This is a genomic window from Aeromonas sp. S41-2, from assembly GCF_027705845.1.
Lineage (GTDB): Bacteria > Pseudomonadota > Gammaproteobacteria > Enterobacterales > Aeromonadaceae > Aeromonas > Aeromonas hydrophila.
Genome location: NZ_JAPDCG010000008.1, coordinates 23765 through 40366, shown reverse-complemented (window position 1 = coordinate 40366; position 16602 = coordinate 23765). Strand labels below are relative to the sequence as shown.

At 51.5% G+C, this 16602-nt stretch carries 13 protein-coding genes; 10 read left to right on the top strand and 3 right to left on the bottom strand.

Annotation, left to right across the window (positions count from 1 at the left end):
* Positions 1 to 18: 18 nt before the first annotated feature.
* The 3 genes from OKC44_RS22205 to OKC44_RS17155 form a co-directional block, all read right to left on the bottom strand.
* Positions 19 to 198 carry a helix-turn-helix transcriptional regulator gene (locus tag OKC44_RS22205; RefSeq protein ID WP_080944303.1) on the bottom strand — a complete coding sequence of 60 codons (180 nt, stop codon included), beginning with the start codon at positions 196 to 198 and terminating at the stop codon, positions 19 to 21.
* Positions 199 to 534: 336 nt separating this feature from the next.
* Complete coding sequence (locus OKC44_RS17160; RefSeq protein WP_080769878.1) at positions 535 to 867, bottom strand: cyclic-phosphate processing receiver domain-containing protein; 333 nt, start codon at positions 865 to 867, stop codon at positions 535 to 537.
* A gap of 29 nt (positions 868 to 896) precedes the next feature.
* On the bottom strand, positions 897 to 1679 hold the full coding sequence (locus tag OKC44_RS17155) for an SIR2 family NAD-dependent protein deacylase (protein ID WP_118881385.1): 783 nt from the start codon (positions 1677 to 1679) through the stop codon (positions 897 to 899).
* A gap of 243 nt (positions 1680 to 1922) precedes the next feature.
* Here OKC44_RS17155 and OKC44_RS17150 point away from each other — a divergent pair, with 243 nt between their 5' ends.
* The 10 genes from OKC44_RS17150 (at position 1923) to OKC44_RS17105 (ending at position 16531) form a co-directional block, all read left to right on the top strand.
* Positions 1923 to 2369 (top strand): hypothetical protein, encoded by a 447-nt coding sequence (locus tag OKC44_RS17150; RefSeq protein WP_240332636.1) that lies wholly within the window; start codon positions 1923 to 1925, stop codon positions 2367 to 2369.
* 187 nt (positions 2370 to 2556) lie between these two features.
* Complete coding sequence (locus OKC44_RS17145) at positions 2557 to 5019, top strand: HsdM family class I SAM-dependent methyltransferase (RefSeq protein ID WP_118881384.1); 2463 nt, start codon at positions 2557 to 2559, stop codon at positions 5017 to 5019.
* On the top strand, positions 5019 to 6329 hold the full coding sequence (locus OKC44_RS17140) for a restriction endonuclease subunit S (RefSeq protein ID WP_118881383.1): 1311 nt from the start codon (positions 5019 to 5021) through the stop codon (positions 6327 to 6329). The genes OKC44_RS17145 and OKC44_RS17140 overlap by 1 nt, the downstream gene beginning before the upstream one ends.
* On the top strand, positions 6326 to 7705 hold the full coding sequence (locus OKC44_RS17135; RefSeq protein ID WP_118881382.1) for a DUF262 domain-containing protein: 1380 nt from the start codon (positions 6326 to 6328) through the stop codon (positions 7703 to 7705). Before OKC44_RS17140 ends, OKC44_RS17135 begins: the two co-directional genes overlap by 4 nt.
* Position 7706: 1 nt before the next feature.
* On the top strand, positions 7707 to 9713 hold the full coding sequence (locus OKC44_RS17130) for a DUF262 domain-containing HNH endonuclease family protein (protein ID WP_257496923.1): 2007 nt from the start codon (positions 7707 to 7709) through the stop codon (positions 9711 to 9713).
* Positions 9714 to 9731: 18 nt separating this feature from the next.
* Positions 9732 to 10382, top strand: a complete 651-nt coding sequence (darT, locus tag OKC44_RS17125; RefSeq protein ID WP_118881380.1) for a type II toxin-antitoxin system toxin DNA ADP-ribosyl transferase DarT — start codon at positions 9732 to 9734, stop codon at positions 10380 to 10382.
* A complete protein-coding gene (gene darG / locus OKC44_RS17120) occupies positions 10382 to 11455 on the top strand; it encodes a type II toxin-antitoxin system antitoxin DNA ADP-ribosyl glycohydrolase DarG (RefSeq protein WP_118881379.1) in 1074 nt (357 codons plus the stop codon). Before darT ends, darG begins: the two co-directional genes overlap by 1 nt.
* 193 nt (positions 11456 to 11648) lie before the next feature.
* Positions 11649 to 14753 (top strand): type I restriction endonuclease subunit R, encoded by a 3105-nt coding sequence (locus tag OKC44_RS17115; RefSeq protein ID WP_118881378.1) that lies wholly within the window; start codon positions 11649 to 11651, stop codon positions 14751 to 14753.
* The gene (locus tag OKC44_RS17110; RefSeq protein WP_039038872.1) at positions 14753 to 15466 is read left to right on the top strand and encodes a M48 family metallopeptidase; all 714 of its coding nucleotides are present in this window, start codon (positions 14753 to 14755) and stop codon (positions 15464 to 15466) included. The genes OKC44_RS17115 and OKC44_RS17110 overlap by 1 nt, the downstream gene beginning before the upstream one ends.
* Positions 15467 to 16531 carry a hypothetical protein gene (locus OKC44_RS17105; RefSeq protein ID WP_139703478.1) on the top strand — a complete coding sequence of 355 codons (1065 nt, stop codon included), beginning with the start codon at positions 15467 to 15469 and terminating at the stop codon, positions 16529 to 16531.
* Positions 16532 to 16602 lie beyond the last annotated feature (71 nt).

Sequence of the window (16602 nt, the reverse complement as noted above, 5' to 3'; positions counted from 1 at the left end):
AGCGGTATAATTCATCATCTAAGATGAGCGGTTTTCCCTTGATATCCAACTGCTGACCTCTGCGGCAGAATAAAAACCTTTATTGTGTGGCGGTGGAAACTTGTGTTCTTTAATCCACCTGTACAGAGTCGATCTAGATATGCCAAGTTTTTTTAATAGTGCTTTGGTTTTTATTAGTGCTGGTTCATTCTTGTTCATATAGCCTCCTGTTTTTTAGGAGGTTAAACATCATTGGTGAATGTGTCAATTTGCTCTATTCTTAGGCGACTTGCTTTTGTGATATATAAAAGCAAGTCGCCATGCTCATACTATAAAAATGAACTTTAAAACTGTTTTCGTATATTATAAAAGCAATGAAAATGGTCGTGTATCAATATGGCTCATGGTCATGATATGTAAATTTCAATGGCGGAAGTGCTCGTTCTGTCTCCTTGGTTGCCTTTAGGGTAGGGTTTTGCTTCAGAGTTGAATCCACCGCAGCCTAACATGCACCCCTACTGCTTTATTCAATTGGCCCTCCCTCATGTCACTGAGTCAGCGAACACAATTTGTATCATCTGGGGCGATCCGTGATGGCTTAGCCAGAAAATCATTAATAGCCATAATACCCAATTCCATTTTACTTCGTGCGGAGACATTCGCGGAGTGAACACGAATAAGGGGTGGTATGAAGTGATTGGTCATTACCTCTTTTTCTATCCAAAGAATAACGTCGTAGCCTGTTCCTCTATTATCATCACCTAGGTCATGGTCGAGGCTAATTTCTGTCACTGCTCCTGTTTTTAGCCATGCAATCGCTTCGTCTGGCCAGAATACGCGAACGCACCCTGCCGGTGTTTCTCTCTCATCGTCCAGATACAATTTCATGTTGCTTCCTCTTGGTCACTACAGGCTCATCAGTCATGACATATTTTCTGCAATAGGCGAACAACACCGCGATTAGCCCCATCAACAATCTGCTCACCGGGAAACGGCAGTCTGGATGACAACCCGGGGTCGGGATCGATGTAATAGACAGATGCGCCGGGGTTGATGTTTTGCAGCAAAGAGAATGCAGGTTCAACCAGTAAACTGGTTCCTATAATTATCACAATATCGGCCTCGCAGAGCCAGCGACGAGCGTGTTGATACTCATAAGCCGTCTCACCAAACAGCACGATATCAGGGCGAAATTGTGAGCGGGTACATGGGCAGCACTCGCCCATCTTTACATCTTTGTACCATGGCTGCCGGTATTTTGGATTACGAAAGCCCTTGGGTACCAAAAACCGGATTGAACCATGCAGATGAATAACACCATGGCTACCAGCCCTCTCATGTAAGTCATCAATATTCTGGGTGATGATCCCGACACTATATTTCGGCGGTAGCTTGGCGATCAGATAGTGGGCTTGCGAGGGGGAGGCTTCCAACATGGTTTGACGCCGCTGGTTGTGAAAGGCCAGGAAACCAGCCAGATCTGTGTCCAAGCTGCTCGCATGGGAATAGCGCCAGTTTTCATCGTGATGCCAAATACCCTCCTTGCCTCTGAACGTAGGTACTCCGCTTTCCGCTGACAAACCGGCCCCGGTGAAGAAGATGATATTGGGGCGATAACCTTGGCCGGTAGTAAGGGCTTGTGCTCGTCTCTTTCGATGACGGCGCTGATGTCTTCGTGCTCGGGAAGAAATTGGTTGCATAAGATTACCTTTGGTCAGCATCGGCTGAAATTGACAAATTAGTTGGCGTCATCCCACTCGGGTAAGGGCAGTTTAGAAGCCTTGCGACAATGCCTGTTTGGGCAACAAAGGGGAGGTGAGATGGGATGTGGGCAGTTTGCTACTGTATCCGCCTGAAAACACGACATGTGCAAAACCCCAGTATCGAACCGGCACAGTCCGCTCGGTATAGTCAGTCGAGCTCACATCCAGAGGAGACATGCGATGAGCGTCCGTTTGATCTCCTGGTCAATTGCCCGGTTGCCCTGGCCAGCCGTTTTCTTGCTCGGTGCGTTCCCCCAACTTGGAATCGCGGGCGATTGCACCTACCGCAAGGACAGCCTCGGCCACACCCGCTATCAATGCCAGGATGGCCGCCATGGCTTGCTGCGCACCGACTGCCTTGGCACCGTCAGGGATTCAGGTACCGGCATTACTTGGCGCACCGATCCGTTGGGCAACCTCAAGGGCAGCGATGGCACCACCTACCGTAAAGACGAACTGGGCCATGTGCGTGGCAGCAATGCCAAAACCGACGAACGGGTGACGTGGCGTGAGGATAGTCTCGGTAACCTGCGTGCCTCCGATGGCACCGTCTGCCGAACCAACGCGCTGGGGCAACTCAAATGCCGTGGCGAGAGCACACCGTCAGCCTTGCTTGAAGGCAAATGATGGCTTTTGCAGCAAACGGTCGGCGCATCACCCTCTGATGTGATATCAGGCATGGTTGCAACAGGGCCAAGTGGGTAAACTCGTCGGCAATGTTTGGCACCGCAACCGGCAAGGTTGTGAATCTCTGCCTATTTTCGTTTTCCCTGCGCCCTTGGCGCAAACTGACTCTTATCGGAATACCTGACTCATGGCTATCAAGAAGAACGAACTCTACTCCTCCCTCTGGGCTGGCTGCGATGAGCTGCGCGGCGGGATGGATGCCTCCCAGTACAAGGATTATGTGCTGACCCTGCTGTTTGTGAAATACGTCTCCGACAAGGCCAAGGGCAACCCGTACGCCATGATCGAGGTACCAGCCGGGGCGAGCTTTGACGACATGGTGGCGCTCAAGGGCAGCAAGGAGATAGGCGAGGGGATCAACACCATCATCAGTGCGCTGGCGACCGCCAACGATCTGCAGGGGGTGATCACCATTGCCGACTTCAACGACGAGGACAAACTCGGCAAGGGCAAGGAGATGATCGACCGCCTCTCCAAGCTGGTGGCTATCTTCGAGGGGTTGGATCTGTCGGCCAACCGCACCGAAGGGGATGACCTGCTGGGTGATGCTTACGAATACCTGATGCGCCACTTCGCCACCGAGTCGGGCAAGTCCAAGGGACAGTTCTACACCCCGGCTGAGGTGTCGCGCATTCTGGCCAAAGTGATTGGCATCAGCCGTCAGACCCCGCAAGATGCCACCGTCTACGACCCCACCTGTGGTTCTGGCTCCTTGTTGCTCAAGGCCAGTGACGAGGCTGGCCCCAAGGGGCTGACCATCTACGGGCAGGAGATGGACAACGCCACCAGTGCGCTGGCGCGGATGAACATGATCCTGCACGACAATCCCACTGCAGCAATCTGGAAGGGCAACACCCTGGCCGCGCCCCAATGGAAGGAGTGCAACAACCAGCTCAAGACCTTTGACTTTGCCGTGGCCAACCCGCCCTTCTCCAACAAGAACTGGACCAGTGGCCTCGATGCCGAACACGACGAGTTCGGCCGCTTTGTCTGGGGCGTGCCGCCAGAGAAAAACGGCGATTACGCCTTCTTGCTGCACATCATCAAGAGCCTGAAGAGCACCGGTAAGGGCGCCGTGATCCTGCCCCACGGCGTGCTGTTTCGCGGCAATGCCGAGGCGCGAATCCGCGAGAACCTGCTAAAGCAGGGTTACATCAAGGGGATCATTGGTCTGCCTGCCAACCTGTTCTACGGCACCGGTATTCCTGCTTGCATCATCGTCATCGACAAAGAGAGCGCTCACACCCGCGCCTTCAACGCATTGGCTGACCATGAGCAAGGGCTGTTTATGATCGATGCCAGCAAAGGCTTTATCAAAGATGGCAACAAGAACCGGCTGCGCGAGCAGGACATTCACAAGATTGTCGATACCTTCACCCGTGGCCTGACCCTGGAGGGTTACAGCCGCTGGGTGCCACTTAGCGAGATCGCCCGCAACGACTACAACCTCAATATCCCGCGCTATATCGATGGCAGCGAAGGGGAAGATCTGCACGATCTGGCTGGTCACCTGCAAGGGGGCATCCCTGATCGCGATATCGCGGCGCTTGGGTCCTACTGGCGAGTATTCCCGACCCTCAAGTCCACCCTGTTTGCCCCGCTGCGACCCGGCTACAGTGAGGCGCGGGTCGCAGCCGCCAAGGTCAAGAGCACCATACTGGCCTGTGAGGAGTTTGCCCGCTTCAAACAGGCGGCGCTGGCGCCGTTTGATAAGTGGTTTAGCGAGTGCCAGTTCGGCGAGTTTGCCAAGGGCGACTCGCCCAAGGCGCTGATCGACGAGGTGAGTGAAGCACTGCTTGAGCACTACCGCGCGAGCGCCGAGGCGACCGGTGAGCTGCTCGACCCCTACGCCATCTATCAGCTGCTGATGGACTACTGGCAGAGCCAGCTGCAAGACGATCTTTATGTGCTCTCTCAGGATGGCTGGTCAGCGGGTCGGGTCCTGCGCGAGCTGATTGCCGACAAGGGCGAAAAGATCAAAGAGAGCCCGGATCTGGTGATTGGCAAGGCCAAGTACAAGGCCGAGCTGATCCCACCCGCCTTGCTGGTGGCCCGCTTCTTTGCCAATGAGCAAAATGAGCTCGATACCCTGCAAGCTGCGCTGGATGAAGCGAGTCAGGCATTGGAGAGCTTTATCGAGGAGCAGAGCGGGGAAGAGGGCGGACTGGTCGATGCCATGAACGACAAGGAGAAGGTGACCGCCGCCAGCGTCAAGGCCCGTATCAAGGTCGCCACCGACAAGGAGGAGCTGGTTGTGCTCAAGCAGGCGCAGCAGCTGTTCGACGCCGAGACCCGCGCCAAGAAGGCCCACAAGGAGGCCAGCGACGCCCTCGATAAAGCGGTATTTGCCCACTACCCCAAGCTGCAGGATAACGAGATTAAAACCCTGCTGGTGGAAGAGAAGTGGCAGGCGAGCTTGCGTGCTGCGCTGGAAGCCGAGATTGAGCGGGTTACTCAGCAGCTTGCCAACCGGGTCAAGGAGCTTGAGGAGCGTTATAGCAGTTCCTTACCACAACTCACCCAAAACGTGAGCGAGCTGGAGGCCAAGGTGGCGGCCCATCTAAAGGCCATGGGGCTGGAGTGGGCATAATGGCAGATCAGATGATGCAGCATAATGCAGATGAATTGGCCGCCAAGCAGACTATTCCGGCGGGCTTTAAATGGACCGAAATTGGCATAATTCCTGAGGATTGGATTATCGAGAGGCTCGGAATGTATGCATCATTTCGAACCGGTCCATTTGGGAGTGCGTTACACAAGTCTGATTACGTCATTGATGGTATACCAATAGTAAATCCTATGCAGATTATTGATGGGGGTATTATTCCAACATCATCTATGAGCATATCGACGACTGCGGCCACAAAGCTCTCAGAATTTAGACTTCAGACTGGTGACATTGTTATAGGCCGCAGAGGAGAAATGGGGCGTTGTGCTGTAGTTGGGATTGAGGAAAATGGTTGGCTCTGTGGTACAGGGTCAATGATCATTCGGATTAAGTCGAGTTGTGAGTCTCGATTTATACAACGAGTTCTTTCAAGCAAGGAGATAATTGCTGCGATAGAGAGTTCATCCGTAGGTACTACGATGATAAATCTGAATCAAAGTACCCTACGAGAGCTGAAAATTTTTATTCCTTCGAATAAGAACGAGCAACTTGCAATAGCTACGGTTCTCTCAGATACCGATGCATTGATTTCAGGCTTGGAGCAACTGATCGCCAAGAAACAGGCCATCAAGACCGCCACCATGCAGCAACTGCTGACTGGCCGTACCCGCCTGCCGCAGTTCGCCCTGCTCCCCGATGGCACCTCCAAAGGTTATAAATCCAGCGAGCTGGGACAAATTCCGGAGGATTGGGAGGTAAGATATCTGAAAGAAGTTTGCGGTTCATTTAAAACAGGCAAGCTTGATGCTAATGCAATGAAAACTGATGGTGAATATCGCTTTTATACGTGCGCAAGAAGCTACTACTGGATAGACAGTTATGCTTTCGATGACGATGCACTTCTCATTTCAGGTAATGGCGCCAATGTTGGATATATTCACCATTATAATGGTAAATTTAATGCCTATCAGAGAACATATGTTCTGACGTCATTTTATTCTGACATCCATTTTGTAAAACTACAGATGGAAGTGAATTTGTCAGAACGAATTCGGGTTGAAGTAAATGCTGGAAACACTCCATATATCACGATGGATACATTAACTGATATGTGCATTTGTTTACCAAAAAGCATCGAAGAGCAAACAGCCATCGCCACCATCCTCTCCGATATAGACAGCGAGCTCACCGCGTTGGAGCAGAAGCTGGCCAAGGCCCGTGATGTGAAGCAGGGGATGATGCAGCAGTTGTTGACCGGCCGTATCCGCCTGCCTGTGGAACAGGTTGAATGACAGCCGTATCAGTGACCCATCCCCACACCTTGCAGTACAAGGTGATCAAGGTCAGCCAGCTACTGGCTGACCCCACGTTGGTGATCCCGCCCTACCAGCGTCCCTATAAGTGGACGACCAGACATGTCGAGCAACTGCTGGATGATCTGGCCTTACACCAAGAAAAAGATGCGTATCGATTGGGTACGTTAGTGTTATATGAGCGCCCCTCTCAGGAAGATACTGGAGCGGGCATGCGTATCCGGGACATTGTCGATGGTCAGCAACGGACCATCACACTGCTGCTAATCCTTCATGCGCTACTCAATGAGAAACTCGCCGCAGTGACCGCCCCTAACCTGCGAGAGCAGTTGAACGCGCTGAAATCGAGCATGATACATCCCGATTTCACTAACACAGTGTCACAACACAATATCCGGGAGAACTATCAGGTGATCCGCAGGCGGGTCGTGCGCGCCGATTTTGATGAGAAACAGATCGACTTTCTGCTGAACCGCTGTGAACTGGTACAGGTGGTGCTGTTTGATATCTCAGAAGCATTCCAGTTTTTTGATTCACAAAATGCACGCGGACGAGATCTGGCCCCCCATGATTTGCTCAAGGCTTTCCATCTACGAGAATTTTCAGCGTTGGATGAGCCGCTTAAAACTGCCACCGTATCCGGTTGGGAAAATAGTAATGGGGATCTATTAGAAGCTCTGTTTGGTGAACATCTTTATCGCATTAGACGTTGGATTACAGGGAAACCTGCCCGTTACTTTGGCAAGGATGACGTGGCGCTATTCAAAGGGGTTAATCTGGCCAACAGCGAAGCCTTTCCTTGTATCTCCGCGTTGCGGATAGTTCATAACAAGGTTGATGAACTGCATATGGCGTTTCCGTTTCAGCTGGATCAAACCATTATCAACGGTCGTCGTTTCTTCGAGATGATGAAGCACTATCAGGGGCTGACATTTCTGTTTAACGGTTCGGCGTTGATGGAACGTTATAAGCTCGAGGGCTATGCCCGCGAGATACTTATGGTGCTTGCCGACTACCAGGGCCGCCATCGTACCGGTGATCGCTATGTGCGAACAATGTTCGATTGTTTGTTGCTCTACTACTTCGACAAGTTCGGCGCCACGCACCTCTCCAAAGCGATAGAGAAGATCTTTATCTGGGCCTATGCCTTGCGCCTTGATATGTATTCTGTGCAGTTGGCCAGTATGGATAACTATGTAGTCGGGCGACAAAATATGTTCAAGGTGTTACGTGAGGCGACTAATCCCCAGCTGTTCTTGCAATATGAGGTGCCGACCGTGACCAAGGTTAATGGCACCAAGATTGATGAATTGAAAGCACTATTTGATAAAATGGGGTATCTCGATGAGCGATGAGATGATCACCCTTCTCTCAGTGGGCAAGCTGCTGGGTAACACCCCGCCAGAGGAGCAGGTGAGCTATCTGATCCCTATGTATCAGCGCAACTACGCATGGGAAGAAGCCGAGATAATCCAGCTGATTGAGGATGTGTTCGACTATCAGCCCAAGAGGAAGCGCTACTATATCGGCAGCTTGGTGGTATCCGCACGGGAGCGTGAGGCCGATCGAGCGATATATGAAGTGATCGATGGCCAGCAACGACTGACAACGCTGTCGTTGTTGGTAACCTATTTACGCAATCAGGGGCGATCGCTCGGTGTTGAACTCGACTGGTATCGTCAACCCAATATCGACTTCGAATGCCGTGAGCATTCCCGCCAAACCCTTTCTGCACTGTTCAATGGCCAACTGGAAGGTAACCCGCCTCAGTTAACGGGTATGACCGAGATTAATGACGCCATCCTGCGTGGTTACCGGATAATTCACAACGTGCTGAGAAACAAGTTAAAGGCACGTAATATCAGCCCCATCGAGTTTTCGGATTATCTACTAAACCGTGTCGAGATCCTGCGAGTCGGTGTGCCGCCAAAGACAGACCTCAACCACTATTTCGAGGTGATGAACAGTCGCGGTGAGCAGCTCGTAAAACATGAAGTGCTTAAAGCCCGTTTGCTGGCAGTGATGAATCAAATCCCTGACCCAGTTGAAAAAGCCTGTAGCGAGTATGCTCTGCATAAGGTGTGGGACGCGTGCGCCAATATCGACAAGTATGTGCAAGCTGGTTTTACCACCTCCGAGCGGTCGAAATTGTTTGGTCAAGAGTGGCATCAACTGCGTGTCGATAGCTTTGACGCTTTGACTGAGCTGCTTGGGGATGGGCAAGCTGCCGTGATGGATAGACCAATTTCATTGAGTCTTGAAGCGCTGATCCAACAACCGCTGGGCAAACACACTGAGCAACTTGATGATGATGGCGCGAAACGCTTCCACTCAGTGATCAACTTCCCGAATTTCCTGCTGCATGTGCTGCGTGTCCTGCTCAAACAGGATATTCCCCTCGATGATAAACGGCTGCTGGATACCTTTGACGACTATCTGCTCCGTGGCAACCCAACGCAGGGGGTGATTGGAAAGGCGCAAGCTATTGAAGGCACCAAGGCATTCACCTTTGCCTTACTGCGCTGCAAGCATCTGTTTGACTCGTATGTTATCAAGCGTGAATACGCTGCAAATAAGACAGGCTGGAGTCTGAAAAGCTACAAGAAAGACAGTGGCGGAAGCACCGACTATCCGAAATCATTTAGTAATGAAAAGGGTGAGAATGACATCAATCAGCAACTTGCGATGTTGCTGGCAGCTTTTCATGTCTCCGCTCCGACTATGGTCTATAAGCATTGGCTCAATGCGGCACTTCACTGGCTCTTCAATGACGCGCAGCAACCGATACAAGCCGCTGACTATCTGGTCTATCTGGAGTCGGTTGCCAAGAGGTTTGTTTTTGACCGTTTCCTGGCTGACACCGGGGCCGACTATTTCGATATGATCTATCGGCAGGAAGATCTGCCTCAAACAGTACAAGAGCAGATCGACAGAAATATGGTGAGGCAGCGTCTCTGTTACGGACAGATAGAGAACAATCTGATCTTTAACTTTCTCGATTATCTCTTATGGCAAAGGAATCGTAGAGCGGCTAACAAAGACAGCACTATTGCCAACTTTCAATTCACCTCTCGCAGTTCGGTGGAACACTACTACCCACAGCATCCTAGAGGAGGGAAGCTATGGCCAAGTGAGCACCTGAATGCATTTGGCAATCTCTGTCTGATTAGCCATGAAAAAAATTCACGTCTAAGTGACTATTTGCCCAAAGCCAAACAAGAACACTACGCAGGTGGGGTCATCGACAGCATTAAACAATATTTGATGATGGAGTCAGATGACTGGCACATTGAGGCAATGAAACGCCATGAAGACGAGATGTTAGATGTTCTATTACATGCTTTGCCATGCGACCAGACATAATACGGGAGAACCAGACCAATGCCATATGACTACAGTCGCAGTCTCAATCCAGAGAAGGCGCTGATCTTTCGTATCGTGCATCGCGATAATCTGCCATGGATTTTGACTCATGGTCTGTGGGCGGGCAACGCAACCGAGCAGAGTGATTCTTGGGTACATATTGGTTTGGCCGAGTTGATCAGCAAGCGCGCCCATCATCCGGTGCCGCTGGCGCCTTTCGGGGTATTGAACGACTACGTGCCATTCTATTTCACTCCCTTTTCTCCCATGCTCAGCAATATCCACTCAGGGAGGGGCGTGCCGCAGCGCAGTAATGACGAGATCCTGATCCTGGTATCCAGTCTGCATCGAATTGCCGAGCTGGAGTTGGCATTCCTGTTTACCGACAGCCACGCCTATTATCAATGGGCCAATTTCTACGATGATCTGGGGGAACTGAACCGCATCGACTGGCCTATTTTGCAACGGCGTGACTTCAAACGAAACCCAGATGACCCCGCCAAGTTCGAACGCTACCAAGCAGAGGCGTTGGTGCATCAACACTGTCCCGTTGAGGCATTAGTCGGCGTGGTGTGTTACAACGAAGAGACAAAGGCTCTGGTTGAGCAAACGATGGCCCAATTGGGTGTCGCCCGACCGGTTCATGTTCGTTCTGGATGGTATTTCTGATGATTCGATACACCACTGGCAACCTGCTGGATGCGCCTGTTGAGGCATTGGTGAATACAGTGAACACCGTTGGTGTCATGGGTAAAGGCATTGCGCTGATGTTTAAAGAGCGCTTTCCCGACAACATGGCTCGCTATGCGGCTGCCTGTAAGTCAGGGCAAGTGACCACTGGCAAGATGTTCATCACCGAAACTGGTGAGCTACTCGGCCCCCGCTGGATCATCAACTTTCCCACCAAGCAACATTGGCGATCTCCATCCCAGATGGCATGGATTCAGGAAGGCTTACAAGATCTGCGACATTGGCTGGTGCAAAATCACGTCAAATCTATTGCCATCCCCCCGCTAGGAGCAGGCAATGGTGGCCTACCATGGCCTGAAGTAAAACAGGCCATTGAAGAGGCTCTCGGTGATCTGGATATTGAGATCCTGCTGTTTGAACCCAGCAACCAGTACCAAAATGTTGCCAAACGTACTGGGGTCGAACATCTCACACCTGCCCGCGCCTTGATTGCCGAACTGGTCCGTCGCTACTGGTTTCTTGGCATGGAGTGCAGCCTGCTGGAAATTCAAAAACTGGCATGGTTTCTGGCGCGCTTTATTCGTCAAACGGCGCCACAAGATCCGCTGCAGTTGCACTTTACGGCACACCATTACGGGCCTTATGCCAATAATCTGGCCCACTTGCTGAATGCAATGGACGGCAGTTATCTCAAATCAGATAAGCGGATCCCGGACAGCAAACCCTTCGATGTCATCTGGTTCAATGATGACAAGAAGCAACAACTTGCCGCCTATTTGCATACCGAGGCGCGAGCTTACTTACCCGCGCTGGAGCAAGCTGCTGCGCTTATCGACGGATTTGAATCGCCCTATGGAATGGAGCTGCTAGCAACCGTTGACTGGCTGATAAACCAAGAGGGATGCGAACCCACCGTCGAGGCGCTGCGGGCTGGGCTCCTGCGTTGGCCGAAAGGGGAAAAATGGGCACGGCGCAAAGCTGGCTTGTTTGATGACAAGAGTTTGCAGATTGCACTCACGCGCCTACAGCAGGGGTTTTCTGATTGTCATTGATGAGTGGCAACCGCCATGTTCTTGAAATATGGTAGTCTTGTCTGACTCCGTCGTAATATATCTCATTGTCTTAATTATTGAATCAAGATTAGGGCCGCCTTTGCAGCCCTCTTGATTTGGATATCATCTCTTTCAGGTTGGTTGTTTGGCTATGCAGCCTCGGCCATCTTGTTGTCCACATGGAATTTCTCCTATGGGAAAAGTTGGTCAAAAAGAGCTGGCCACCCAGCAACGCGTTCTCACCTTTTTTCAGCAACGATTAGGGTGGCACTACCTCGGTAACTGGCATACCCGCCCGAACAATCGTAATGTCGAGCCCGCCTTGCTGACCAGTTGGTTGGCTGGACGTGGGGTGGATGCCGCGCTTATTCCCCGAGTCCTGCGCCAGCTGGAGCGGGCGGCCAGCCTGGGGGAGGGGCGTCAGCTCTATGATGCCAATAAAGAGGTCTACCGACTGCTGCGCTATGGCGTTAAGGAGAAGAGCGGGGCGGGTGAGCAGCATCAGACCGTCTGGCTGGTGGACTGGGCCAATCCTGAGGCTAACGACTTTGCCATCGCCGAGGAGGTGACGGTCGCGGGGGAGAATACCAAGCGGCCGGATCTGGTGCTCTACGTTAACGGTATTGCGCTAGGGGTGATCGAGCTCAAGCGATCCACCGTCTCTATCGGTGAAGGGATCCGGCAAAACCTCGACAACCAGCAACAGGATTTCATTCGCAACTTTTTCACCACCCAGCAGTTGGTTATGGCGGGCAATGACAGCCAGGGCCTGCGGTACGGTACCATCGAAACCCCTGAGAAATATTATCTGGAGTGGAAAGAGGCCGGCTCTTCGCAGGATGAAAATCTGTTGGATCGCCACCTGGCCCAGCTCTGCGAGAAGGGGCGCTTTCTTGAGTTAATTCACAACTTTATTGTCTTCGATAGTGGGGTTAAGAAAACCTGTCGCCATAACCAGTATTTTGGGATCTCGGCAGCCAAGCGGTTTATTGAACGTCATGAGGGCGGGATCATCTGGCATACCCAGGGCAGCGGTAAAAGCCTGACCATGGTGTGGCTGGCCAAGTGGATCCGAGAGAATGTTGCTGACAGTCGGGTCTTGATCATCACTGACCGTACCGAACTCGATGAGCAGATAGAGAAGGTATTTGCCGGGGTTGAAGAGGAGATCCTGCGTACCAAGAGTGGGGCCGATCTGGTACGCCGTTTTAACGAGGCACACCCTTGGCTGCTTTGCTCTTTGGTACACAAATTTGGCCGACACACGGAAGAAGAAGATGAGATGGCTGAGCGAGATGACGATGAATTTATCGCCGAGCTCAAAGCCAGCCTGCCGGCTGATTTTGCGGCCAAGGGCAAACTTTTTGTGTTTGTGGATGAGTGCCACCGTACCCAGTCGGGCAAGTTGCATGGGGCCATGAAGAGCATATTGCCCGAGGCACTTTTTATTGGCTTCACCGGCACACCCCTGATGAAGAAGGATAAGAAGAAGTCCGTAGAGGTGTTTGGACCCTTCATTCACACCTACAAGTTTGACGAGGCGGTGAGCGATGGGGTGGTGCTGGACCTGCGTTATGAGGCCCGCGACATTGACCAACGGGTCAAGTCCCAGGCCAAGGTGGATGAATGGTTCGAGGTGAAGACCAAGGCGCTCTCCCGACTTGGTCGCCAGCAGTTAAAAGAGAAGTGGGCCTCGATGCAGAAGCTGCTCTCGAGCCGCTCACGACTCGAGCAGATCGTGGCCGATATCCTGCTCGATTTTGACCGTAAACAGCGCCTGGCGGATGGCCGTGGCAATGCCATGCTGGTGTGCTCCAGTGTCTATCAGGCTTGCAAAAGCTATGAGCTGTTCAGTCAGGCAGGATTTGCTGACAAGTGTGCCATCATCACCAGCTATCAGCCTAATGCCAGTAACATCAAAGGACAGACGACCGGTGCGGGGTTGACCGAAAAGCTGGCGAAATACCATATCTATCGCAAGATGCTGGCGAACTTTTTCGGCCAGAGCGAGGATGAGGCTGGCAAGCGGGTGGAGGAGTTTGAGAAAACGGTCAAACAGCGCTTTATCAAGGAGCCTGGTCGGATGCGGCTGCTGATTGTCGTGGACAAGCTGTTGACCGGTTTCGATGCGCCGTCGGCGACCTACCTTTACATCGATAAAAAGATGGCCGATCACAACCTGTTTCAGGCTATCTGTCGGGTCAACCGGCTCGATGGTGCCGATAAGGAGTATGGCTACATCGTCGATTACAAGGACCTGTTTCGTTCTCTTGAGAAGACCGTCAAGGATTATACGGCCGAGGCGTTTGAAGGCTATGACAAGGAGGATGTCGCTGGGTTACTCAAAGATCGCTTGGCGCAAGGACGGCAGGATCTTGACGACGCTCTGGAGGCAGTTCGAACGCTCTGCGAACCGGTCAAGGCTCCTCGCGAAGAGTTGGATTATCAGCATTACTTCTGCTGTGCTCCGGGGGCAAACGAAGATGAGCTGCTCGACAAGGAGGCGCTGCGTCTAACCCTTTATCAATATGTCGCCAAGCTTATCCGTGCGTTCACTGCGCTGGCGGGGGAGATGGAAGAGGCCGGTTATAGCGCGAGCCAGGTTGCTGCAATCCGTCGTGAGGTGGAGCACTACAGCAAGGTGCGCGACATGATCAAAGTAGCCAGTAGTGATCACGTCGATATGAAGCAGTTCGAGCCGGCGATGCGCCAGATGCTGGATCTCTATATTGATGCTGACCCCAGTGAAACCCTGATGGACTTTGAAGAGCTGGGACTGTTGGAGTTGATCATCGAGCGGGGAGCTGAAGGGCTTGAGGGGGCGCCTGAGGGACTGCGTAAAGACCCCGAGGCTATGGCTGAGGCGATTGAAAACAACGTGCGACGGACCATCGTCGACGAGAATCCGGTTAACCCCAAGTACTACGAAAAGATGTCGGTGCTCCTCGATGAGCTGATTGAGCTGCGTCGCTCTCAGGCTATCTCTTACCAGGAGTATCTGGAAAAGGTGCGAGAGCTGGCCATGAAGGTGAAACGTCCAGCCAGCGGGGGGGCACAGACCTACCCTGCGAGTGTAGATACCTCAGCCAAGCGCGCGCTATATGACAATTTGGGCTGCGATGAAGTGCTGGTGACCAAGATCGATACTGCCGTCAGATATACCAAAAAAGCGGACTGGCTCGGTGATCGCTTCAAAGAGCGGGAGGTTGCCTTTGCTATTGCCGAAGAGATCAAAGAGTACGATGTGACCGTCGCGGATGTGATGACCCTGGTAAAAGCCCAGCCGGAGTACCATTGATGGCGTTGGTTACCTTCGGTGAGCTGACGTTCGAGTTGCAGCGCAAGGGCATCAAAAACTTGCACATCAATGTATTACCCCCTGATGGACGGGTGCGTGTATCCGCGCCTGCTTCTTTGTCAGATACCGCCATTCGAGTTGCAGTGGTGCGAAGACTGGCCTGGATTCGACAGCAGCAGGCGGCGTTTGTTGCCCAGCCGCGCCAGAGCGAGCGCAAGATGTGTAGCGGAGAGACCCATTATCTTTGGGGACGAGGTTACCGGCTGGATGTGATTCAGACCGATGGTGACCATAGCGTCAAGTTACAGGGCGGCTGGATCCGTATGCGGGTGCCTGCACACTATGACGCAGACCGCCGCGAGGTGTTGCTCCTTGAGTGGTACCGCCAGTTGCTACGCCAGCGCTTGCCAGATCTTATCGCCAAGTGGCAGGAGACGTTAAAGGTGTCACCTTCCTTTGTGGGTATCAAACGCATGAAAACCATGTGGGGTAGCTGCAAAACAGATACTGCTCGCATCTGGATCAACCTCGAGTTGGTCAAGAAGCCCCCTGAATGCCTGGAATTTATTGTGGTTCACGAGATGGTGCATCTATTAGAGCGCAAGCATAACCAGCGATTTATCTCCCTGATGGATCTGCACCTGCCAAATTGGCGAGAGCACCGCGAGAAGCTCAACAAGATGCCGCTGGCGTTTAATCGGTGGGGGTATTAAATGTTTCTTTATGATCCATCGCAGTTTATCGAATGGCTTGGTTTTCCTTCACAAGGGGAATTTTTTCGAGGCGTGTTTACTTCCCCTAGCATAAATAAAGACAAGCTGTATCCTCCATGTGCCAAAACACTAAACAAGTATTTTTTATCATCAGGGGATGAGTGCCACAGTACTCAGTCAGAAAAATTCATCAAAAGATTGAAGGATATCTCAGTAACTAGGGGTGTTAGTGCTGATTTTTTTGATACACCATCTGAACCCATACTAATATCGCAATTTGCGATTCGTGTGAAATGGCCAAGCATCTTCAAAGGCCTTCAAATTACAGGTTATTACCCACAAACGTGTGCGCAAGCAGAAAGTTTCCTATATGAATTGCAGATTTTATTGGATAGCCTAGATGGTCTTCGTGGGAGAAGTCGAGCCAAGAAAGTTTTAGAGAACGACTGGCTGAGAGCTAGTCTAATGGAGTTGAATGTAGAGTTGCGAGTCAATGATAGCGATTTTAACATGGGGCCTGAACAAAACAGGGTCCTGTTTAGAACTCTACATTATTTCAATATATATCTTTTTATTAAGATGCTAGCGGCGTTTGATGCTGATTTTAACCGCCATGTGTCGATGGAACACAAACAATCGATATTTCTCAAAATGATGCCTACATCCCCACTAGATAAGTGGGTGCCTCATAGGTCTGGATTGTTTGAACCTCTTCTGAAACGTTTTGTATCCAAGTCAATAGGCTATCAGGCTTTTGCCAAGTACGCGGGTTGCAATGAAGATTCTATCGCAACCAGTTTACGTCAGTTTTATGCAAGAAAACGAAATCTAAAATTTAAAACGGTTAGAGAATGGTTACGTGGAGCACTTGAAGAGTTAGCCAAGACAGAAGATTTTGATGTCGAGGAAGTTCTTCACTATTGTGAGCCGATGTGGGGCGTAGCGGATATATTATCTGGATGGATTCATGTAACGGGTGATCCAGAACTGGATCATGAGGTTGTTACATGTTTTAGCCATTACAATCGATTTTATAATGAAGCTATAGGCAGCAGGGAGCCATAGGCTCCCTGAAAAAGTCATTCATCATCTTCATCATCAGGGCGCTCATCGTAGCCCCGACTCTGCCAGTAGGC

Bases quoted from the DNA above. Each gene is read 5' to 3' on its own strand.
- OKC44_RS22205 (WP_080944303.1), bottom strand. From the start codon at position 198: ATGAACAAGAATGAACCAGCACTAATAAAAACCAAAGCACTATTAAAA.
- OKC44_RS17160 (WP_080769878.1), bottom strand. From the start codon at position 867: ATGAAATTGTATCTGGACGATGAGAGAGAAACACCGGCAGGGTGCGTT.
- OKC44_RS17155 (WP_118881385.1), bottom strand. From the start codon at position 1,679: ATGCAACCAATTTCTTCCCGAGCACGAAGACATCAGCGCCGTCATCGA.
- OKC44_RS17150 (WP_240332636.1), top strand. From the start codon at position 1,923: ATGAGCGTCCGTTTGATCTCCTGGTCAATTGCCCGGTTGCCCTGGCCA.
- OKC44_RS17145 (WP_118881384.1), top strand. From the start codon at position 2,557: ATGGCTATCAAGAAGAACGAACTCTACTCCTCCCTCTGGGCTGGCTGC.
- OKC44_RS17140 (WP_118881383.1), top strand. From the start codon at position 5,019: ATGGCAGATCAGATGATGCAGCATAATGCAGATGAATTGGCCGCCAAG.
- OKC44_RS17135 (WP_118881382.1), top strand. From the start codon at position 6,326: ATGACAGCCGTATCAGTGACCCATCCCCACACCTTGCAGTACAAGGTG.
- OKC44_RS17130 (WP_257496923.1), top strand. From the start codon at position 7,707: ATGATCACCCTTCTCTCAGTGGGCAAGCTGCTGGGTAACACCCCGCCA.
- darT (WP_118881380.1), top strand. From the start codon at position 9,732: ATGCCATATGACTACAGTCGCAGTCTCAATCCAGAGAAGGCGCTGATC.
- darG (WP_118881379.1), top strand. From the start codon at position 10,382: ATGATTCGATACACCACTGGCAACCTGCTGGATGCGCCTGTTGAGGCA.
- OKC44_RS17115 (WP_118881378.1), top strand. From the start codon at position 11,649: ATGGGAAAAGTTGGTCAAAAAGAGCTGGCCACCCAGCAACGCGTTCTC.
- OKC44_RS17110 (WP_039038872.1), top strand. From the start codon at position 14,753: ATGGCGTTGGTTACCTTCGGTGAGCTGACGTTCGAGTTGCAGCGCAAG.
- OKC44_RS17105 (WP_139703478.1), top strand. From the start codon at position 15,467: ATGTTTCTTTATGATCCATCGCAGTTTATCGAATGGCTTGGTTTTCCT.